17 protein-coding genes are annotated in these 20,693 nt (G+C 56.1%); 10 read left to right on the forward strand and 7 right to left on the reverse strand.

Going from position 1 to position 20,693, the window contains the following annotated elements:
- Window positions 1-37 precede the first annotated feature (37 nt).
- A complete protein-coding gene (locus tag TU76_RS20945; protein WP_019828633.1) occupies window positions 38-595 on the reverse strand; it encodes a DNA-3-methyladenine glycosylase I in 558 nt (185 codons plus the stop codon).
- A gap of 81 nt (window positions 596-676) precedes the next feature.
- Here TU76_RS20945 and glyQ point away from each other — a divergent pair, with 81 nt between their 5' ends.
- From glyQ to TU76_RS20965, 4 genes are all read left to right on the forward strand, one after another.
- Window positions 677-1,630: a glycine--tRNA ligase subunit alpha gene (glyQ, locus tag TU76_RS20950; RefSeq protein WP_019828634.1), complete on the forward strand. Its 954-nt coding sequence runs from the start codon at window positions 677-679 to the stop codon at window positions 1,628-1,630.
- Complete coding sequence (gene glyS / locus TU76_RS20955; protein WP_046809507.1) at window positions 1,627-3,681, forward strand: glycine--tRNA ligase subunit beta; 2,055 nt, start codon at window positions 1,627-1,629, stop codon at window positions 3,679-3,681. Before glyQ ends, glyS begins: the two co-directional genes overlap by 4 nt.
- A gap of 10 nt (window positions 3,682-3,691) precedes the next feature.
- The gene (gmhB, locus tag TU76_RS20960) at window positions 3,692-4,225 is read left to right on the forward strand and encodes a D-glycero-beta-D-manno-heptose 1,7-bisphosphate 7-phosphatase (protein WP_046809506.1); all 534 of its coding nucleotides are present in this window, start codon (window positions 3,692-3,694) and stop codon (window positions 4,223-4,225) included.
- Between the two features lie 77 nt (window positions 4,226-4,302).
- A complete protein-coding gene (locus TU76_RS20965) occupies window positions 4,303-5,076 on the forward strand; it encodes a lysophospholipid acyltransferase family protein (protein WP_019828637.1) in 774 nt (257 codons plus the stop codon).
- A gap of 252 nt (window positions 5,077-5,328) precedes the next feature.
- Here the strand turns inward: TU76_RS20965 and TU76_RS20970 are convergent, their stop codons facing one another.
- Window positions 5,329-6,951, reverse strand: coding sequence for an MFS transporter (locus TU76_RS20970; protein WP_019828638.1), 1,623 nt, complete (start codon window positions 6,949-6,951; stop codon window positions 5,329-5,331).
- 91 nt (window positions 6,952-7,042) lie between these two features.
- The gene (locus TU76_RS20975) at window positions 7,043-8,704 is read right to left on the reverse strand and encodes a GMC family oxidoreductase (protein ID WP_019828639.1); all 1,662 of its coding nucleotides are present in this window, start codon (window positions 8,702-8,704) and stop codon (window positions 7,043-7,045) included.
- Between the two features lie 130 nt (window positions 8,705-8,834).
- Between TU76_RS20975 and TU76_RS20980 the strand changes: the two genes are divergently transcribed.
- Window positions 8,835-9,722 (forward strand): LysR family transcriptional regulator, encoded by an 888-nt coding sequence (locus TU76_RS20980; RefSeq protein WP_019828640.1) that lies wholly within the window; start codon window positions 8,835-8,837, stop codon window positions 9,720-9,722.
- Window positions 9,723-9,788: 66 nt separating this feature from the next.
- Here the strand turns inward: TU76_RS20980 and gyrB are convergent, their stop codons facing one another.
- Genes gyrB through dnaA form a run of 4 tightly spaced genes read right to left on the reverse strand, consistent with a single transcriptional unit; the run spans window position 9,789 to window position 15,983 of the window.
- Window positions 9,789-12,206, reverse strand: coding sequence for a DNA topoisomerase (ATP-hydrolyzing) subunit B (gene gyrB / locus TU76_RS20985; RefSeq protein WP_019828641.1), 2,418 nt, complete (start codon window positions 12,204-12,206; stop codon window positions 9,789-9,791).
- 5 nt (window positions 12,207-12,211) lie between these two features.
- Entirely contained in the window at window positions 12,212-13,315 is a 1,104-nt protein-coding gene (gene recF / locus TU76_RS20990; protein WP_046809505.1) for a DNA replication/repair protein RecF, read from the reverse strand.
- 20 nt (window positions 13,316-13,335) lie between these two features.
- Complete coding sequence (gene dnaN / locus TU76_RS20995; RefSeq protein WP_019828643.1) at window positions 13,336-14,439, reverse strand: DNA polymerase III subunit beta; 1,104 nt, start codon at window positions 14,437-14,439, stop codon at window positions 13,336-13,338.
- A gap of 38 nt (window positions 14,440-14,477) precedes the next feature.
- Window positions 14,478-15,983 carry a chromosomal replication initiator protein DnaA gene (gene dnaA / locus TU76_RS21000; RefSeq protein ID WP_046809504.1) on the reverse strand — a complete coding sequence of 502 codons (1,506 nt, stop codon included), beginning with the start codon at window positions 15,981-15,983 and terminating at the stop codon, window positions 14,478-14,480.
- Window positions 15,984-16,546: 563 nt separating this feature from the next.
- Here dnaA and rpmH point away from each other — a divergent pair.
- The 5 genes from rpmH (at window position 16,547) to mnmE (ending at window position 20,472) form a co-directional block, all read left to right on the forward strand.
- Window positions 16,547-16,681: a 50S ribosomal protein L34 gene (gene rpmH / locus TU76_RS24945; protein WP_003213577.1), complete on the forward strand. Its 135-nt coding sequence runs from the start codon at window positions 16,547-16,549 to the stop codon at window positions 16,679-16,681.
- A gap of 16 nt (window positions 16,682-16,697) precedes the next feature.
- Window positions 16,698-17,099, forward strand: coding sequence for a ribonuclease P protein component (rnpA, locus tag TU76_RS21005; protein WP_019828646.1), 402 nt, complete (start codon window positions 16,698-16,700; stop codon window positions 17,097-17,099).
- Complete coding sequence (gene yidD, locus TU76_RS21010) at window positions 17,092-17,325, forward strand: membrane protein insertion efficiency factor YidD (RefSeq protein ID WP_019828647.1); 234 nt, start codon at window positions 17,092-17,094, stop codon at window positions 17,323-17,325. Before rnpA ends, yidD begins: the two co-directional genes overlap by 8 nt.
- Window positions 17,326-17,338: 13 nt before the next feature.
- Entirely contained in the window at window positions 17,339-19,024 is a 1,686-nt protein-coding gene (gene yidC / locus TU76_RS21015; RefSeq protein ID WP_019828650.1) for a membrane protein insertase YidC, read from the forward strand.
- An 80-nt stretch (window positions 19,025-19,104) separates the two neighbouring features.
- Window positions 19,105-20,472 carry a tRNA uridine-5-carboxymethylaminomethyl(34) synthesis GTPase MnmE gene (gene mnmE / locus TU76_RS21020; protein ID WP_019828652.1) on the forward strand — a complete coding sequence of 456 codons (1,368 nt, stop codon included), beginning with the start codon at window positions 19,105-19,107 and terminating at the stop codon, window positions 20,470-20,472.
- Window positions 20,473-20,693: the final 221 nt, after the last annotated feature.

Consider the following 20,693-nt stretch of genomic DNA (forward strand, 5'->3'; position numbering starts at 1 on the left):
GCAGCGACTACAGGATTTAATGCAATAGGCCAGCATTCTAACCGCCGTTTGCCAGTTCGGCGTAACGGTCGCAATAGGTGGCGTGGTCCATGACCATGCCGCTGGCCTGCATAAAGGCGTAGCAGATGGTCGGGCCGACGAACGTAAACCCGGCTTTTTTCAGGGCTTTGCTCATGGCCTCAGCCTGCGGCGTAACCGCCGGGAATTCATGGCGTTCAGTGAAGTGGTTGATCTTCGGCTTGCCCCCCACGAACGACCACAAGAACGCCACCGGGTCCTCCAGCGCCAGCCAGGCCTGGGCATTGCGCCGTGCGCCAGCCACCTTGAGACGGTTGCGGATGATCCCCGGATCTTGCAGCAATGTTTCTATTTCTGCGTCGCTCATGATCGCCAAACGTTGCACATCGAAGCCGAACATGACCTTGCGATAATGCTCGCGCTTCTTTAAAACCGTGATCCAGGACAAACCCGCCTGGAACCCTTCGAGCAATAACAACTCGAACAGCCCATGCGCGTCGCGCAACGGCACGCCCCACTCTTGATCGTGATACGCCACATACAGCGGGTCTTCTGAACACCAGAAACAACGTGCCATATAGGCTCCAAAGGGTGGAGGCGCGACCGAATCGGGTATACTCCCGCTCTTTAAATCGCAGCCCAAGAAACAGGTGAATTTGTGAGCCAGCCTACGCCAGCAGTGCGTACCTTCCAAGACTTGATCCTCGCCCTCCAGCAATACTGGGCCGAGCAAGGTTGTGTGGTGCTTCAGCCCTACGATATGGAAGTGGGCGCCGGCACATTCCATACCGCCACGTTTCTGCGCTCTCTGGGCCCGGAAACCTGGAACGCCGCTTATGTGCAGCCCAGTCGTCGCCCGACTGACGGCCGCTACGGCGAAAACCCGAACCGTTTGCAGCACTACTACCAGTTTCAGGTGGTACTCAAGCCTAATCCGCCAAATTTCCAGGAGCTGTACCTGGGCTCGCTGAAACATATCGGCCTGGACCCTCTGGTACACGACATTCGTTTCGTCGAAGACAACTGGGAATCGCCAACACTGGGCGCCTGGGGTCTGGGCTGGGAAATCTGGCTGAACGGTATGGAAGTCACCCAGTTCACCTACTTCCAGCAAGTAGGCGGTATTGAGTGCTACCCGGTAACTGGCGAAATCACCTACGGCCTTGAGCGCCTGGCGATGTACCTGCAGGGCGTGGATTCCGTCTATGACCTGGTTTGGACTGACGGCCCGTTCGGTAAAGTGACCTACGGCGACGTGTTCCATCAAAACGAAGTCGAGCAATCGACCTACAACTTCGAACACGCCAACGTCGACAAGCTGTTTGAGCTGTTCGATTTCTATGAAAGCGAAGCCAAGCGCCTGATCGAGCTGGACCAGCCGCTGCCGTTGCCAAGCTACGAAATGGTGCTCAAGGCGTCCCACACCTTCAACTTGCTGGATGCTCGCCGGGCCATTTCCGTGACCGCGCGTCAGCAGTACATATTGCGTGTGCGTACCCTGGCCCGTGCCGTGGCTCAGGCCTATCTCGAAGCTCGCGCCAAGCTGGGCTTCCCGATGGCTCCACCTGATTTGCGTGATGAAGTGTTGGCTAAGTTGGAGGCTGCACAATGAGTGCTCAAGATTTTCTGGTTGAACTGGGCACTGAAGAACTGCCGCCAAAAGCCCTCAATACCCTGGCTGATGCGTTTCTCGCCGGGATTGAAAAAGGTTTGCAAGGTGCAGGTCTGAACTTCAGCGCGAAAAAGGTATACGCCGCGCCGCGTCGCCTGGCCGTGCTGTTGACCCAGCTCGAAACCCAGCAACCGGACCGCAGCATCAACATCGACGGCCCACCCCGTCAGGCAGCCTTCGATGCTGAAGGCAACCCGACTCAGGCAGCCCTCGGCTTCGCCAAGAAGTGCGGCGTTGAGCTGAGCGAAATTGATCAGAGCGGTCCTAAACTGCGCTTCAGCCAGGTCATCGTCGGCAAGCCGACCGCCAGCCTGCTGCCAACCATCGTCGAAGACTCGCTCAACGACCTGCCTATCCCCAAGCGCATGCGCTGGGGAGCACGCAAGGTCGAGTTCGTGCGTCCAACCCAATGGCTGGTCATGCTGCTGGGCGATGAAGTGATCGACTGCACGATCCTTGCGCAAAAATCGGGTCGCGATTCCCGCGGACATCGTTTCCACCATCCGGAAAACGTCACCATCACCGCGCCAGCCAACTATCTCGAAGATCTGCGCAAAGCCTATGTGCTGGCAGACTTCAATGAGCGTCGTGAGCTGATTTCCAAGCGTGTAGCCGAGCTGGCGACCATGCAGGAAGGTACTGCAATCGTGCCGCCAAGCCTGCTCGACGAAGTGACCGCGCTGGTTGAATGGCCGGTGCCACTGGTGTGCTCGTTTGAAGAGCGCTTCCTGGATGTGCCGCAAGAAGCCCTGATCACCACCATGCAGGACAACCAGAAGTATTTCTGCCTGCTGGACGTTGATGGCAAGTTGCTGCCGCGTTTTATTACCGTGGCCAACATCGAGAGCAAAGACCCGCAGCAGATCGTCTCGGGTAACGAGAAAGTGGTTCGTCCACGTCTGACTGACGCCGAGTTCTTCTTCAAGCAAGACAAGAAGCAGACACTCGAGAGCTTCAACCTGCGTCTTCAAAACGTGGTGTTCCAGGCTCAACTGGGCAGCGTTTACGACAAGGCTGTACGGGTTTCCAAGCTGGCGGCATTCATTGCCCCGCGCATTGGCGGCGATGCTTCGCGCGCAGCCCGTGCCGGCTTGCTGTCCAAGTGCGACCTGGCCACTGAAATGGTCGGTGAGTTCCCGGAAATGCAAGGCATTGCCGGTTACTACTACGCGCTGAACGACGGCGAACCAGAAGACGTTGCATTGGCGTTGAACGAGCAGTACATGCCCCGTGGCGCTGGCGCTGAGTTGCCAAGCACCCTGACCGGCGCTGCAGTGGCCATCGCTGACAAGCTCGACACCCTGGTGGGGATTTTCGGCATCGGCATGTTGCCGACCGGCAGCAAAGACCCGTACGCGCTGCGTCGTGCTGCCCTGGGTATCTTGCGGATTCTGATCGACAAGAAACTCGACCTCGATCTGACTGAAGCGGTGAACTTCGCTGTCAGCGCATTCGGTGCCAAGATCAAATCGGCCGGTTTGGCTGAGCAGGTACTGGAATTCATCTTCGACCGCCTGCGTGCGCGATATGAAGACGAAGGCGTGGATGTAGCCACTTACCTGTCGGTGCGTGCACTGAATCCAAAATCGGCGCTGGACTTCGATCAACGTGTGCAAGCCGTGCAGGCGTTCCGTCAATTGCCGGAAGCCGCTGCACTGGCCGCCGTGAACAAGCGTGTATCGAACCTGCTGAGCAAGGTTGAAGGCACGGTTTCGACTCATGTTGAAGCCCGCTATTTCGACAATGCCAGTGAATTCTCGTTGTTCTCGGCCATCCAGAAGGCCGACGAAGCGGTACAGCCAATGGCTGCTGCCCGTCAGTACAACGAAGCTCTGACCCGTCTGGCCTCCCTGCGCGAGCCGGTGGATGCGTTCTTCGAAGCGGTGATGATCAACGCTGAAGACGCGAGCGTGCGGGCTAACCGCTACGCATTGCTGGCGCGTCTGCGCGGCCTGTTCCTGGGCGTCGCCGATATTTCACTGCTGGGCTAAGGGGTTACCGTTGAAACTGCTGATTCTCGATCGGGATGGAGTGATCAATGTCGACTCCGACGCTTACATCAAGTCAGTCGAGGAGTGGATTCCACTGCCCGGCTCGATCGAGGCCATTGCGCAGTTGAGCAAGGCCGGCTGGACAGTCGCCATCGCGACCAACCAGTCCGGCATTGCACGCGGCTATTACGATGTCGCCACGCTGGACGCCATGCACGCCCGTTTACGGGAGTTGGTGGCGCAGCAGGGTGGTGAGGTCGGGTTAATCGTTTATTGCCCGCATGGTCCCGACGAAGGCTGTGCTTGCCGCAAGCCCAAGCCGGGCATGCTGCAGACGATTGCCGCGCATTACGGCGCTGATTTGACCCAATGTTGGTTTGTCGGTGACAGTTTGGGTGACTTGCAGGCTGCGCAAACCGTCGATTCTCAGCCCGTTTTGGTAAAAACCGGAAAAGGCCTACTAACTTTGGCCAAAGAACTACCGGTTAATACCCTAATATTTGACGATCTGGCGGCAGTTGCCGCAGAACTTATCCACAAATAGAGCAGGTTTGAACACGCCCCATCACTTTACGTGTTGGGTTGTTCAGTCGTGCTTTATCCGCATCGGTAAAAGTCGCTATGTCGATCCTGCAGGCCATCAGAACCTTCTTCTTTTACCTGCTGCTGGGCACCAGCTCTCTGCTGTGGTGCTCGCTGAGCTTTTTTGTCGCCCCCTTTTTACCGTTCCGTGCGCGTTATCGGTTTATTAATGTGTACTGGTGCCGCTGCGCTCTGTGGCTGACGCGAGTGTTTTTGAACATTCACGTCAACGTGACGGGTGCTGAAAACATCCCGCAACGACCTTGCGTGATTCTGGCTAACCACCAAAGTACCTGGGAGACCTTCTTCCTCTCGGCCTACTTTCAGCCGTTGAGCCAGGTCCTCAAGCGCGAGCTTCTGTATGTACCGTTCTTTGGCTGGGCGATGGCGATGCTGCGTCCGATTGCCATCGACCGTGACAACCCGAAAGCAGCGCTCAAGCACATCGCCAAAAAAGGTGATGAGCTGCTCAAGGACAATATTTGGGTGCTGATCTTTCCGGAAGGGACCCGCGTACCGTTTGGCCAGGTGGGCAAGTTTTCCCGTGGCGGCACGGCTCTGGCGGTCAACGCCGAGTTACCGGTACTGCCGATTGCCCACAATGCTGGCAAGTACTGGCCTAAAACCGGCTGGGCTAAAAAGCCCGGTACGATTGAGCTGGTCATTGGCGAACCGATGTACGCCAACGGCACTGGGCCACGGGCGATCGCCGAGCTGAACGACCGTGTTCAAGCCTGGAACGAACAGGCTCAACGAGACATGGGTTCACTGCCTCCAGTGGCTGCGCCAATCGCCGCCGCTGTGGGTCAGTAAAATTGTGGATAAGGTGTGCACAAGATTTTGATAATTTCCAAAAAACAGTCGTAAGTTAATGATTTAAATCGTTATTTCTATTTATGACTTTTTGTCGAAAAACGTGCATAAGTTTTTCTCGGAGCATAAAAAAACCGGCTTATTCCAGCCGGTTTTTTTGTGTCTGACATCTGACTGACCGCCGTGGTGAAATCGCGGACAAGTCCCGCTCCCACCGATCAATTCTATGGGGGCGGGCTAGCTCGCGATGGGCTAAACCTTGTCGATGTTCACGTTCCTGGTTTCCTTGAGGAAGATCATACCCACCACCAGGCTGACCCCGGTAATCACCACCGGATACCACAGCCCATAGAAGATATCCCCGGTAAAGACCACCAGCGCAAACGATACCGTTGGCAGAAATCCGCCAAACCAGCCATTACCAATGTGGTAGGGCAGAGACATGGAGGTGTAGCGGATACGGGTCGGGAACAGTTCGACCATCACTGCAGCCAGCGGGCCATAGGTCATGGTGGCGATGAGGGTCAGCAATACCATGATCAGCACGACCATCGGCTGGTTAACCGAACTCGGGTCCGCCTTGGCCGGGTAGCCCGCTTCAGTGACCGCCGCGCGCATGGCAGCTTCGTCAAAACCGCTGATTGTCTTCTCGCCCACCGAAACCTGTACCTCGGTGCCTGCTGCAACCGACTGCGAGGTGTACGGCAAACCTTGTTTCACAAGGAAGGTTTTGACCTTGTCGCACGGGCTGTCAAAACGAGCCTTGCCCACCGGGTCAAACTGGAAGGTGCAGGTGGCCGGGTCGGCCATCACCACAATCGGTGACTGACGGCTGGCCGTATCAATCTGCGGGTTGGCGTAGTGGCTCAATGCTTTGAACAGTGGGAAGTACAGCACTGTGGCCAGCAACAGGCCGAGCATCAGGATCGGCTTGCGCCCCACCTTGTCCGATAGCCATCCGAAGAAGATAAAGAACGGTGCACCGATGATCACGCTGATAATCAGCAACATGTTGGCCTGGGCCGGGTCAATCCTGAGCATTTGCGTGAGGAAGAACAGCACATAGAACTGCGCGGTATAGAAGGTCACCGCTTGGCCCGCGTTGATGCCGAACAGCGCAATCAGAACAATTTTAAGGTTTTCCCATTTACCGAACGACTCGCGGATCGGCGATTTACTGGTTTTGCCTTCAGCTTTCATTTTCACGAAAGCGGGCGACTCGTGCATGCTCATGCGAATCCAGGTCGAGATGCCCAGCAGCACGATGGACAGCAGGAACGGCAGGCGCCAGCCCCACACTTCAAACTGATCACCGGTCAGGTAACGGCAGCTCAGTACAACCACCAGCGACAGCAATAAGCCCAATGTTGCGGTGGATTGAATCCAGCTGGTGTTAAAGCCGCGTTTGCCGGGAGCTGCGTGCTCTGCCACGTAGGTGGCCGCACCGCCATACTCACCCCCCAGCGCCAGCCCTTGGAGCATGCGCAACAACACGAGCATGATCGGGGCCGCAATGCCGATACTGGTGTAGGTCGGTAACAGGCCGACGGCAAAGGTCGATAAGCCCATCAGAATGATGGTCATGAGGAAGGTGTATTTACGCCCGATCATGTCGCCTAATCGGCCAAAAACCAGTGCTCCGAAGGGTCTGACCAAAAAGCCGGCGGCGAAGGCCATCAAGGCAAAAATGAACGCCGTGGTGTCGTTTACACCCGCAAAGAACTGCTTGCTGAGCACGGTTGCCAAAGCGCCATACAAGAAAAAGTCATACCACTCGAAAACCGTCCCGAGGGATGACGCAAATATGATCTTTCGTTCTTCACGACCGGTTGTTCCCTTGGCGGGAGCCGCTTGTTCTGCAATTGCGTCTGACATGTTCAGTGTCCTCAGCCCTGTTGGGCCACAGTGATTATTGTTTTTGTCCACTGCCGGTTCCGGATGACTGCGCCCGAAACCACGATCGCACTCAGGCGACCGGTGTTGCTACCGCGCGATTAACGTCTGTTGCGTGCTCCAGTGAGTCAAGCGACGCCTGCAGGATTAACTGCGCGGCTTTTTCGCCAATCATCAAGGTCGGAGAACACGTATTACCCGACACGATGTTAGGCATGATTGAAGCGTCGGCCACCCTCAACCCCGATACGCCATGGACGCACAACTGAGCATCGACCACTGCTTCGGCGTCCTGGCCCATGCGACAAGTGCCTACAGGGTGAAAAATAGTCGTACCGATGCGGGCGGCAGCTTCGTACAGCTCTTGCTCGGTTTGCAGGTCCTTACCAGGCAGGTACTCCTCTGGCGTAAACGCCTGCAAGGCAGCACTGGCCACGATGCGCCGGGTCAGGCGAATCGCATCCGCTGCGACCTTTAAATCGTCAGGATGACTCAGGTAATTGGGATCAATCAGCGGCGCATCATCGGGATTGGCAGAGCGGATATCGACCCGGCCACGACTCTTTGGCCGCACGTTGCACACTGAAGCCGTGAAAGCGGGGAAGGTGTGCAGCGGCTCGCCAAAGCGCTCAAGGGACAACGGTTGAACGTGATACTGCAAGTTGGCCGAGGGTTGATCGGGATCGGACTTTACGAACGCGCCTAACTGACTGGGTGCCATGGCCAATGGGCCGCTGCGGTCGTAGGCATATCGCAGGCCCATGCCGACCTTGCCCCATAGGCTGTTGGCCACCTGATTAAGGGTGCGCGCCTTGGTCAGTTTGAATATCAGGCGCAATTGCAGGTGGTCCTGCAGATTGCCGCCAACACCGGGTAATTCGTGCAGCACCGTTATCCCCAGGCTTTCAAGCAGGGGCCGTGGGCCAATACCCGAGCGCTGCAAGATACCCGGAGAGCCAATGGAGCCCGCACACAAGATAATCTCGCGACTCGCCGCAAAGGCATGTTCAGTGCCTTGCCAGCGTGCGCTGACCTGCGTCGCACGGCCATTCTCAAGCAGCACTTTATCGACCTGAACATCGGTCAGAACAGTCAGGTTCGGACGTTTAAGCACCGGCCGTAAAAAAGCCTTGGAGGCATTCCAGCGCACACCGGACTTCTGATTAACCTGAAAGTATCCACAGCCCTGGTTATCACCACCGTTGAAGTCGCTGACGCTGGCAACTCCGCTTTCGGCGGCTGCGCTTCGAAAGGCATCGAGAATCGGCCAAGTATAACGCTGTTGCTCCACTCGCCATTCGCCATCGCTGCCATGCAGATCGGAGTTGCCGGAAAAGTGTTTTTCACTGCGCTTGAACAGAGGCAGGACGTCTTTCCAGGACCAGCCCGCATTGCCTTGCTCGGCCCAGCGGTCGTAATCACCTGCTTGGCCACGCATATAGATCATGCCGTTGATCGACGAACTGCCGCCCAACACCTTGCCACGCGGATAGCTCAGGCTACGGCCTTGCAAGCCGATCTGCGCCTCGGTTTTGAAACACCAGTCGGTGCGTGGGTTACCGATGCAATACAGGTAACCCACGGGGATATGGATCCACGGGTAGTTATCTTGCCCACCCGCTTCGAGTAGCAACACGTTGTGACGTGGATCGGCAGACAGCCGATTGGCCAGCACTGAACCCGCAGGTCCGGCGCCCACAATGATGTAGTCGTACACCTTACTGGCTGATGGCATTGATCACCTCGCCTTTATTGTTCTTGTCCTACACCATCCTATTGATTAATTTCGAGTTTGAAACGCGTGATTTCACCCATGGCTTGTGCGTTTTTGCACAGCTCAATATCAATAGTGCTTGGGGGCTGACATGTTCGACTGGAATGACATGCGATATTTTCTTGAGCTGCAACGCAGTGGTCGCTTGCTCACCGCCGCCAAACGCCTGAACACGACCCACAGCACTGTCGCACGGCATATCGAGAGCATCGAGCAGCACCTGGGCGCGGCGCTGTTTGTGCAACATGCACAAGGTTACGAACTGACGCCCGCAGGCCAAGCGCTGCTCAAACACGCAGAAGCCATGGAAAACGTCGCATTGCTGGCGCAAGAGGAAATTACCCAGGCCATCGCCCCCATGGGAAAGATCCGCCTGGGGGTCACTGAAGGAATAGGGATCATGTTCATCACGTCGCGGTTACGCGGGTTGTTTGAACGCTACCCAGGGCTGGAAGTGGAACTGGTGGCGGTGCCACGCTTTGTCAGCATCCTCAACCGCGAGGCAGAAATCAGCATCCACCTGGATCGACCCAACGCTGACCTGTTGATAACCCGCAAACTCACCGACTACCGCCTGGCGCTCTATGCCAGCCGCGTTTACCTCGACAAGGCGCCGCCCTTGAACAACCGTGATGACCTGGCCAATCACTACTGGATCGGCTACGTCGACGATCTGCTGTTCAGCCAGGAGCTGCTGTTTCTCAACAACTTTTGCCGCACCCCGACCGTGACCTTTCGCAGCACAAGCGTCATTGCCCAGCAACAAGCGGCCCGAGCAGGGCTCGGTATCGCCGTACTGCCCAACTACATGGCCAGTAACGACCCGGAGCTGGTGCGTGTATTGCCCGAGGAATCAGTGCAACGCAGCTACTGGATCAGCACCCGCCGTGAGCTGCACAAGTCGGTAAGGTTGAGGGTTGTTTGGGATTTCTTGCTGGAGTTGTGCCAAGAAGAGCAGGGGGTTTTGCTGGCGCCATAGAGAATTTTTAAACCAAAAAAAGGCCAACGCTAAGCGTTGGCCTTTTTTGACTGCACTACACCACCATCAGAAGTCCAAATTGGACACTGCCAGTGCGTTGTTCTCAATGAACTCACGGCGCGGTTCTACGGCGTCGCCCATCAAGGTGTTGAAGATCTGATCGGCGCCGATCGCGTCTTCGATGGTGACTTTCAGCATGCGGCGCACGCTTGGGTCCATCGTGGTTTCCCAGAGCTGATCCGGGTTCATTTCACCCAGACCTTTGTAGCGCTGGATGGTGTGACGCTTGGTGCTTTCGGCCATCAACCAGTCCAGTGCTTCTTTGAACTCCGTGACAGCTTTTTTGCGCTCACCACGCTGGATGTACGCGCCTTCGTCCAGCAGAGTGCTCAATTGAGCGCCCAGGGTGACTACGGTTTTGTAGTCGTTGCTGCCGAAGAAGTCGCGGTTGAACGTGATAAAGGTCGAGTGGCCGTGGGAGATCAATTCGACCTCTGGCAACCAGACATTACGCTCACGGTCTTCGCGCAAGCTGGCTTTGTAGACCAGACCCGATTTTTCAACCAGGCGCAAACGCTCTTCATACTTGGCCATCCACTCTTGCATGGCAGTGTGGTCGCCCAACTGCTCAAGGGTAACGGCCGGCAGGTAGATGAAGTGCTCGGTCAACTCCTGAGGGTACAGGCGCGACAAACGCTTGAGGGTCTTCATTACCATGCGGAAGTCGTACACCAGGCGCTCCAGCGCCTCACCCGAGATGCCAGGGGCTTCATCGTTCAAGTGCAGGCTGGCATCTTCAAGAGCCGACTGGGTCATGTACTCTTCCATGGCCTCGTCGTCTTTGATGTATTGCTCTTGCTTGCCTTTTTTCACTTTGTACAACGGCGGCTGAGCGATATAGATATAGCCACGCTCGATCAACTCCGGCAACTGACGGAAGAAGAAGGTCAACAGCAGGGTACGGATGTGCGAACCGTCGACGTCAGCATCGGTCATGATGATGATGTTGTGATAGCGCAGTTTGTCGATGTTGTACTCATCGCGGCCAATGCCACAGCCCAGAGCGGTGATCAAGGTGCCTACTTCTTGCGAAGAGATCATCTTGTCGAAGCGGGCTTTCTCAACGTTGAGGATTTTACCCTTCAACGGCAGGATGGCCTGGGTACGACGGTTACGACCCTGCTTGGCGGAACCGCCAGCAGAGTCACCTTCGACGAGATACAGTTCGGACAGCGCCGGGTCTTTTTCCTGGCAGTCGGCCAGTTTGCCGGGCAAGCCTGCGATGTCCAGCGCGCCTTTACGACGGGTCATCTCACGGGCTTTGCGCGCGGCCTCACGGGCACGGGCGGCGTCGATCATCTTGCCGACAATCAGCTTGGCTTCGTTCGGGTTTTCCAGCAGGAAGTCGGAGAAGAACCGGCCCATTTCCTGTTCAACAGCGGTCTTCACTTCGGAAGAAACCAGCTTGTCTTTGGTCTGGGAGCTGAACTTCGGATCCGGCACTTTCACCGAGATGATTGCGGTCAAACCTTCACGAGCGTCATCACCGGTGGTGGCGACTTTGTGTTTTTTGGCCAGGCCTTCAGCTTCAATGTAGGTATTGAGGTTACGCGTCAGGGCAGAGCGGAAGCCCACCAAGTGCGTACCGCCATCACGCTGCGGAATGTTGTTGGTAAAGCACAACAGGTTCTCGTTGAAGCTGTCGTTCCACTGCAAGGCGATTTCTACGCCAATCCCGTCTTCACGCTGAACACTGAAGTGGAACACCTGGTTGACCGGCGTCTTGTTGGTGTTCAGGTAGTCAACGAATGCACGCAGACCACCTTCGTACTTGAACAACTCTTCCTTGCCGCTGCGCTCGTCCTTGAGGACGATACCCACACCGGAGTTCAGGAAGGACAGCTCACGAATACGCTTGGCCAGGATGTCCCAGCTGAAGTGGATATTCTTGAACGTCTGGTCAGACGGTTTGAAATGGATCTGAGTGCCGGTGGTTTCGCTCTCGCCAACGATGGCCATCGGCGCCTGAGGAACACCGTGGACGTAGGTCTGTTCCCAGATCTTGCCGCTGCGACGTACCGTCAGGACCAGCAGTTCGGACAGGGCGTTTACCACCGAAACACCTACACCGTGCAATCCGCCGGATACTTTGTAGGAGTTGTCATCGAACTTACCGCCGGCGTGCAGTACGGTCATGATGACCTCGGCTGCAGAGACGCCTTCTTCTTTATGCACATCCACCGGAATACCGCGGCCGTTGTCGCGCACCGTGATGGATTCGTCCGGGTGGATCGTGATGGTGATGTCGTCGCAATGGCCAGCCAGCGCTTCGTCGATAGAGTTGTCGACTACTTCGAACACCATGTGGTGCAGACCGCTGCCATCGTCAGTATCACCAATGTACATACCGGGACGTTTGCGTACGGCATCAAGGCCTTTCAGCACTTTAATGCTCGTTGAGTCGTACGTGTTTTCTTCGCTCAATGCCTTCACTCCCGATGGTCGTGGGTCTGGGTGATACAGCCCTGTTCCACGTGGAACAGGGCAACTGGCGTTTCCGTCTGCCAGCCTTCCCTCAATAATTCGTGGTCTACACAGGTAATGAATACCTGGCAGCGTAAGTCTTCCAACAAGCGACACAGTGCGTTGCGATGCTGCTCATCCAGTTCGGAGGGCAAGTCATCTACCAGATAAATACATTGGCCACGCCGGGCTTGGCTGACCAAGTGCCCTTGAGCGATACGCAGCGCGCAAACCACCAACTTCTGCTGCCCCCGCGACAAGATATCTGCCGCGTTATTCACGCCCAGCTTAAGGCGCAAATCAGCACGTTGTGGTCCGGCCTGGGTATGCCCCATTTGCTGGTCCCGGTGGACAGACGCAGCGAGTACTGCACTCAACTCCCGGTCTTTGTCCCAACCACGGTAATAGCTCAGCGTTAACCCTTCGAGATCAAGTAGCTCACTCAAGGTCTGCTCAAAGACTGGTTTCAAGGCTTTGATGTAGGCGCGGCGGTATTCATCAATTTCAGCACTGGCCAGGCACAGTTCCCGGTCCCAGGCCGCTTGTGAAACGGCGTCGAGTGTACCATGCCGCAGCCATGAGTTCCGCTGCCGCAGGGCCTTCTGTAGCCGCTGCCAGGTCGACATGAAGCGAGGTTCGACATGGAACACGCCCCAATCGAGAAACTGCCTACGGATCTTTGGGGCACCTTCCAGCAGGCGGAAGCTATCAGGGTTAATCAATTGCAACGGCAGGATCTCAGCCAACTGCGCTGCACTGCGCGCATTTTGACCGTCGATACGAATCTGGAACTCCCCCTGCCGGTCCCGTGAGATACCGAGCGCGCTGTGCCCGCCTTCGGCCAATTCAACCTGACCAAAAACCGTACAGCTTTGCTGCTCGTGCTGGATCACGGGATTGAGCCGCACACTGCGAAACGAACGTGCCAGCCCCAGCAAGTGGATGGCTTCCAGCACGCTGGTTTTTCCGCTGCCGTTGGCGCCGTACAGGATATTGATGCGGGGAGAGGGGGAGAAGGTCACCGGGTGCAGGTTACGCACCGCGGTGACTGTGACACGACTGAGGGACATCTAGCGTGGGCTGTGCATGGTTACAGGCGCATCGGCATAACAACGTAGGCCGAATCGTCGTTGTCCGACTCCTGCACCAGGGCGCTGCTGTTGGAGTCCGACAGGATCAGACGCACTTGCTCAGTGGTCATCACACCCAGCACATCCAGCAGGTAGCTCACGTTGAAGCCAATTTCCAGCGAGCCGCCGTTGTACTCGACGCCTACTTCCTCTTCTGCTTCTTCCTGTTCCGGGTTGTTGGCCTGGATTTTCAGTTGACCATTGGCCAATTGCAGACGGATACCACGGTACTTTTCGTTGGACAGAATCGCGGTCCGGCTGAACGCTTCACGCAGTGCCTGACGGTCACCGATAACAACCTTGTCACCACCTTTAGGCAGCACACGCTCGTAGTCGGGGAACTTGCCGTCAACCAGCTTGGAGGTGAAGGTGAACTCGCCGGTAGTGGCACGGATGTGGTGTGCCCCCAGAACGATGCTCACTTCGCCGTCCGGCTCGGTCAGCAAGCGCGCCAGTTCAAGAATACCCTTGCGCGGCACAATCACTTGATGACGGTCTGGCTGGCCGATATCAGCTTTCATCGAGCACATGGCCAGACGGTGACCGTCGGTTGCCACCGCGCGGATGATGCCGGCCGACACTTCCAGCAGCATGCCGTTGAGGTAGTAACGAACATCCTGCTGCGCCATGGCAAAGCTGGTACGTTCGATCAGGCGCCGCAGTTTGCTCTGCTGCAAGCTGCACGTCAGCGAGCCCGGGCCTTCTTCAACCGACGGGAAATCGTTGGCTGGCAAGGTGGACAGGGTAAAACGGCTACGGCCTGCCTTGACCACCAGCTTGTTGTCATCGAGTTTGATGTCGATCAATGCATCGTTGGGCAGGCTTTTGCAGATATCCATCAGCTTGCGCGCAGGCACGGTGATTTCGCCTGGTTCGGCCGGCTCTTCAAGTTGCACTCGACCAACCAGTTCGACTTCAAGGTCGGTACCGGTCAGCGACAGTTGCTGGCCTTCGACAACCAACAGCACGTTGGACAATACCGGCAAGGTCTGGCGGCGTTCAACGACGCCTGCGACCAGTTGCAGGGGTTTCAACAGGGCTTCGCGTTGAATGGTGAAATGCATGGTCTAGTCCCTTGCCTTATTAAGCTGCGCTGGTGTCATCAGGTTGTCAGTGTACGCAGCAGGTTCTTGTAGTCCTCGCGGATGTCCGCGTCGGATTCCTTAAGTTCGTTGATCTTGCGGCATGCGTGCAAGACCGTGGTGTGATCGCGACCGCCAAACACATCGCCGATTTCCGGCAGGCTGTGATTGGTCAGTTCTTTGGACAATGCCATCGCCACCTGGCGTGGTCGCGCAACCGAGCGCGAGCGACGCTTGGACAGCAGGTCCGAGATCTTGATCTTGTAGTACTCAGCCACTGTGCGCTGGATGTTATCCACAGAGACGAGCTTGTCTTGTAGCGCCAGCAAGTCTTTGAGCGATTCGCGGATCAATTCGATGGTGATGTCGCGACCCATAAAGTGCGAGTGAGCGATAACGCGCTTAAGCGCACCTTCGAGTTCTCGCACGTTTGAGCGAATGCGCTGAGCAATAAAGAACGCGGCATCGTGAGGCAGATCGACCTTGGCCTGGTCGGCCTTCTTCATCAGGATCGCAACACGGGTCTCAAGCTCTGGTGGCTCGACGGCTACCGTCAAACCCCAACCGAAGCGGGACTTGAGACGTTCTTCAAGGCCTTCGATTTCCTTGGGGTAGCGGTCACTGGTCAGAATCACTTGCTGACCACCTTCAAGCAGGGCGTTGAAGGTGTGGAAGAACTCTTCCTGGGACCGCTCCTTGCGCGCAAAGAATTGAATGTCATCGATAAGCAAGGCATCTACCGAGCGATAGAAGCGCTTGAACTCGTTGATGGCGTTGAGCTGCAAGGCTTTAACCATGTCAGCTACAAAACGCTCGGAATGCAGGTACACGACCTTGGCATTCGGGTTCTTCTTTAACAGGTGGTTGCCCACCGCGTGCATCAAGTGAGTTTTACCCAGACCAACGCCGCCATAAAGGAAGAGCGGGTTGTAACCGTGCTTTGGGTTATCCGCCACTTGCCACGCCGCAGCGCGAGCCAGTTGGTTCGACTTGCCCTCAACGAAGTTTTCGAAGGTAAAGGTACGGTTCAGGTAGCTGGTGTGCTTGAGCGCACCCTCGACTTGAACGGTGCGCTGCTCGGCGCGCACTGGCGCTTGCTGCGAGCTGGCCCCGGCCATTGGGTCGAAGCTGGCACGCGAAGGCTCTTCGCTGGCATGCCCGGACTGTTTTGGCGCTGGGGCTGGGGCAGGTGCAGCTGTATTGGCAGGTGCGCTGGGCGCCGGGGCATGAGATGCCGCTGCAGCCAATGGCGCATTGGGGGCAGCACGAGGCGCCGAGCTGCGTTTGCTGCCTATTAACAAGGACAACGAAGGCGCCATGCCATTGCTGTGCTCGTTCAACAGTTCAAGCAAGCGGCTCAGGTACTTTTCGTTGACCCAGTCGAGAACGAATCGGTTGGGTGCATACACACGCAACTCGTCGCCTTCGGCTTCGACCTGTAGTGGACGGATCCAGGTGTTGAATTGCTGGGCAGGCAGCTCATCGCGCAAAAGCTCCACGCACTGCTGCCAAAGTTCCACTGACACGGATATCCCCTAAGTTGAAAGCCGGTGAGGCAAAAACAGGCGCCATTGTAGCGACCACCGCCCCACTTATCCACATGTAGGTGAGCTGCATATAAGGAGAGATCGGGCTTTTCGCTGTGAACAAAGCGACAAATGGTATGTGCATAAGGTCTGTGGATAAGCGGGCCTAAGCCCGTTGCACAAGTGGGGTCGAAACTCTGTGCATAACTGGCCTGTGGATAAACAGGCCTTTAATGCACAGCTTATCCGCGGGTGCAGCACAGGCAGAGCACGGTTTTTGGACAACCTTTCTGATCGCTGAAAGCCTTGATCTACAAGGGCTGCATTAAGTTATCCACAGAAAATGTCTCCTATAAGAGTAGTTACATCTTTAAAAGAGCTTTAAATACTTCATTTTTTTATTTCTATAGTTGGCAGGCTAAAGGCTTGTGCATAACGCCAAACATCTATTTACCGGTAAACGCTGGTTGGAAATTGACCTATTGGCTTGCTTTCTCTAGAATCGCCGGTCTCTTAAAACGGGGGCCATTCCGGCCCGTTGTGGACGAACCAGGTAGCACGACATGAAACGTACTTTCCAACCAAGCACTATCAAACGCGCCCGCACTCACGGTTTCCGTGCACGCATGGCTACTAAAAACGGCCGTGCAGTCCTGTCGCGTCGCCGCGCCAAAGGCCGCGCACGTCTGGCAGTTTGATAATCAGACAATGGTGGTGAGTCAGGACTTCAGTCGGGAAAAGCGGTTACTCACTCCCCGACACTTCAAGGCAGTCTTTGACTCCCCCACCGGCAAGGTTCCGGGGAAAAACCTCCTGCTCCTTGCGCGTAGCAACGATCTTGATCACCCCCGCCTGGGGTTAGTAATCGGGAAAAAGAGCGTAAAGCTCTCCGTTGAGCGCAATCGCCTTAAGCGTTTGATGCGTGAATCGTTTCGTCTCCACCAGGATTTACTGGTTGGTTGGGATATCGTTATCGTCGCGCGCAAAGGTTTGGGTGACGTAGAGAACCCCGAATTGATTCAGCATTTCGGCAAACTCTGGAAGCGTCTGGCCCGTAACACGCCAGTTCCAGCAGTTAAAACCGAAACTGTAGGGGTAGGCAGTCCTGATGCGTAAACTGGCGCTCGTTCCGATCCAGTTTTATCGCTATGCCATTAGTCCTTTGATGGCCAGCCACTGCCGTTTCTACCCCAGTTGTTCCTGCTACGCGTTGGAAGCCATTGAAAATCATGGCCTTCTGCGCGGCGGCTGGCTGACCTTTCGTCGTTTAGGTCGCTGTCACCCGTGGAATCCCGGTGGTTACGACCCGGTTCCGCCTATCCCTACCTCCCGTTCTTCTTGATGGCCGAGTAATCATGGATATTAAACGCACGATCCTGATCGTCGCTCTAGCAGTCGTGTCCTACGTTATGGTTCTGAAATGGAACCAGGATTACGGCCAAGCTGCCCTGCCGACTCAGAATGTTGCCGCCAGCAGCACCACCGCGCCGGCTTTGCCCGACACGGTTTCAGGTAACAACGCTTCAAACAGTGCCGATGTACCCAGCGCCAATACAGATACCAGCACACCGACTGAAACTCCGGTGGCTGCAAGCAAAGACCTCATCCACGTAAAAACGGATGTTTTGGACATCGCGATCGATCCACAGGGTGGTGATATTGCCCAGTTGCGTCTGCCGCTTTATCCACGTCGCCAGGATCACCCGGATGTTCCTTTCCAGTTGTTCGATAACGGCAACGAACGCACCTATCTGGCACAAAGTGGCCTGACAGGCGTTGATGGCCCGGACGCCCGTCCGTCAGGTCGTCCTGTTTTCAGCGCTGAGAAAAAGACTTTCGAACTGGCCCCAGGCCAGGATCAACTGGTTGTTGATCTGAAGTTCAGCGAAAACGGCATCAATTACATCAAGCGTTTCACGCTCAAGCGTGGTTTGTACGATGTACAAGTCAGCTATTTGATTGATAACGAGAGCAGCAAGCCGTGGAGCGGCAACCTGTTCGCGCAATTGAAGCGTGACGCCAGCTCCGATCCTTCTTCCAGCACCGCCACCGGTACTGCCACCTACTTGGGCGCTGCCCTGTGGACAAGTGCAGAGCCGTACAAAAAAGTGTCGATGAAAGATATCGACAAGGCTCAGTTGAAAGAAACAGTTCAAGGTGGCTGGGTTGCCTGGTTGCAACACTACTTTGTGACCGCGTGGATTCCTCAGAAAGGCGATAACAACGTCGTTCAGACCCGCAAAGACAACCAGGGCAACTACATCATCGGTTTTACTGGCCCAACCTTGACCGTTGAGCCGGGCAAAACTGCTGAAACCAGTGCTACGTTGTACGCCGGTCCAAAAAGCCAGGGTGTGCTCAAAGAGTTATCCCCAGGTCTGGAACTGACCGTCGACTACGGCATTCTGTGGTTCATTGCCCAGCCTATTTTCTGGCTGCTGCAACATATCCACAGCCTGGTCGGTAACTGGGGTTGGTCGATCATCTTCCTGACCATGCTGATCAAAGGGATCTTCTTCCCTCTGTCGGCCGCCAGCTACAAGTCGATGGCTCGTATGCGCGCCGTGGCACCAAAACTGGCTGCTCTGAAAGAGCAGTTTGGTGATGACCGCCAGAAAATGTCGCAAGCGATGATGGAGCTGTACAAGAAAGAGAAGATCAATCCACTGGGCGGCTGCTTGCCGATTCTGGTGCAGATGCCGGTCTTCCTGTCCTTGTACTGGGTACTTCTGGAAAGTGTTGAAATGCGCCAGGCGCCGTTCATGCTCTGGATTACCGATCTGTCGATCAAGGACCCGTTCTTCATTCTGCCGATCATCATGGGCGCAACCATGTTCATCCAGCAGCGTCTGAACCCGACTCCGCCGGATCCGATGCAGGCCAAGGTGATGAAGCTGATGCCTATCATCTTCACCTTCTTCTTCCTGTGGTTCCCTGCTGGTCTGGTGCTGTACTGGGTTGTGAACAACTGCCTGTCCATCGCTCAACAGTGGTACATCACCCGTAAAGTTGAAGCTGCTACCAAAAAAGCAGCCGAGTAACTTACTCTGGTGAGCACCACTCAAAACGCCCCCTAGTGGGGCGTTTTGCTATCCGTTACTTTAGTTTTGAGGCCTGTATTATGAGTGTTCCGGCTGAAACCATTGCCGCAGTAGCGACCGCCCAGGGCCGAGGTGGTGTGGGAATCGTGCGTATTTCCGGCCCGCTCGCCAGTGTTGCGGCGAAAGCGTTCAGTGAACGTGAACTGAAACCTCGCTACGCCCATTACGGCCCGTTTTACGGCGAAAACCGTGAAGTGCTGGATGAAGGCATTGCGCTGTATTTCCCGGGGCCCAACTCGTTTACCGGCGAAGACGTGCTGGAATTGCAAGGCCATGGCGGCCCGATTGTTCTGGATATGTTGTTGCAGCGCTGCATTCAACTGGGGTGCCGTCTGGCTCGTCCGGGGGAATTCAGCGAGCGGGCGTTTCTGAATGACAAACTCGACCTTGCCCAGGCCGAAGCAATTGCCGACTTGATCGAGGCAAGTTCTGCACAGGCTGCACGTAACGCATTGCGTTCCTTGCAGGGCGCTTTCTCACAGCGTGTGCATAACTTGACCGAGCAATTGATCGGTTTGCGTATCTATGTCGAAGCGGCGATTGATTTCCCGGAAGAAGAAATCGACTTTTTGGCTGATGGCCATGTACTTGGAATGCTGGATAAGGTTCGCGAAGAGTTATCCACCGTTCAACGGGAGGCCGGACAAGGCGCCTTGCTGCGCGATGGCATGACCGTGGTTATTGCGGGCCGTCCCAACGCCGGCAAGTCGAGCTTGCTCAATGCCCTGGCCGGGCGTGAAGCGGCCATCGTGACCGAGATTGCCGGTACCACCCGGGACGTGTTGCGTGAACATATCCACATCGATGGCATGCCGCTGCATGTGGTCGACACTGCAGGTCTGCGAGACACAGACGACCAAGTGGAGAAAATCGGTGTGCAACGGGCACTCAAGGCCATTGGCGAAGCTGATCGGGTGCTGTTGGTGGTCGATGCCACTGCACCGGAAGCGGACGACCCGTTTGCGCTATGGCCAGAGTTTCTTGAACAGCGTCCAGATCCGGCGAAAGTGACCTTGATCCGTAACAAGGCAGACCTGAGCGGCGAAAACGTTGCGCTGCAGGTGTGTGACGATGGCCACGTTACGATCAGCCTAAGTGCGCGATCAACGGAAGGTCTGGACTTGCTGCGTGAACACCTCAAAGCCTGCATGGGCTACGAGCAAACGTCTGAAAGCAGCTTCAGCGCACGTCGTCGGCACCTGGAAGCGTTGCAGCACGCAAGCAAGGCACTTGAACACGGCAGGGCGCAACTGACCCTGGCGGGCGCAGGGGAGTTGCTGGCTGAGGATTTGCGCCAGGCGCAGCATTCGCTGGGCGAGATAACTGGAGCCTTCAGCTCGGACGACTTGTTGGGACGGATTTTCTCCAGCTTCTGTATAGGCAAGTAACAGAACACTACTGTAGTCGCTGCCGAGGAACGAAGGCTGCGAGCGGTTTTCAGGCTATCGCAGTCTTCGTTCCTCGGCAGCGACTACAACGTGTCACACTGCTACAGTTATCCACATTCCACCGAGGTGTTAGTCCAATGCGCCATTGATGCCGCCGCGATGCTTGCGGCCAGTTCTTGACTCCCCTGCAACAGGGGGTAGATCTGTGCATCTCTGGAGTG

It is taken from the genome of Pseudomonas psychrophila (assembly GCF_001043005.1).
GTDB lineage: Bacteria > Pseudomonadota > Gammaproteobacteria > Pseudomonadales > Pseudomonadaceae > Aquipseudomonas > Aquipseudomonas psychrophila.

Excerpts from the sequence above, each read along its gene's own strand:
- TU76_RS20945 (WP_019828633.1), bottom strand. The coding sequence starts at position 595 with ATGGCACGTTGTTTCTGGTGTTCAGAAGACCCGCTGTATGTGGCGTAT.
- glyS (WP_046809507.1), top strand. The coding sequence starts at position 1,627 with ATGAGTGCTCAAGATTTTCTGGTTGAACTGGGCACTGAAGAACTGCCG.
- TU76_RS20965 (WP_019828637.1), top strand. The coding sequence starts at position 4,303 with ATGTCGATCCTGCAGGCCATCAGAACCTTCTTCTTTTACCTGCTGCTG.
- TU76_RS20970 (WP_019828638.1), bottom strand. The coding sequence starts at position 6,951 with ATGTCAGACGCAATTGCAGAACAAGCGGCTCCCGCCAAGGGAACAACC.
- TU76_RS20975 (WP_019828639.1), bottom strand. The coding sequence starts at position 8,704 with ATGCCATCAGCCAGTAAGGTGTACGACTACATCATTGTGGGCGCCGGA.
- TU76_RS20980 (WP_019828640.1), top strand. The coding sequence starts at position 8,835 with ATGTTCGACTGGAATGACATGCGATATTTTCTTGAGCTGCAACGCAGT.
- recF (WP_046809505.1), bottom strand. The coding sequence starts at position 13,315 with ATGTCCCTCAGTCGTGTCACAGTCACCGCGGTGCGTAACCTGCACCCG.
- dnaN (WP_019828643.1), bottom strand. The coding sequence starts at position 14,439 with ATGCATTTCACCATTCAACGCGAAGCCCTGTTGAAACCCCTGCAACTG.
- rpmH (WP_003213577.1), top strand. The coding sequence starts at position 16,547 with ATGAAACGTACTTTCCAACCAAGCACTATCAAACGCGCCCGCACTCAC.
- yidD (WP_019828647.1), top strand. The coding sequence starts at position 17,092 with ATGCGTAAACTGGCGCTCGTTCCGATCCAGTTTTATCGCTATGCCATT.
- yidC (WP_019828650.1), top strand. The coding sequence starts at position 17,339 with ATGGATATTAAACGCACGATCCTGATCGTCGCTCTAGCAGTCGTGTCC.
- mnmE (WP_019828652.1), top strand. The coding sequence starts at position 19,105 with ATGAGTGTTCCGGCTGAAACCATTGCCGCAGTAGCGACCGCCCAGGGC.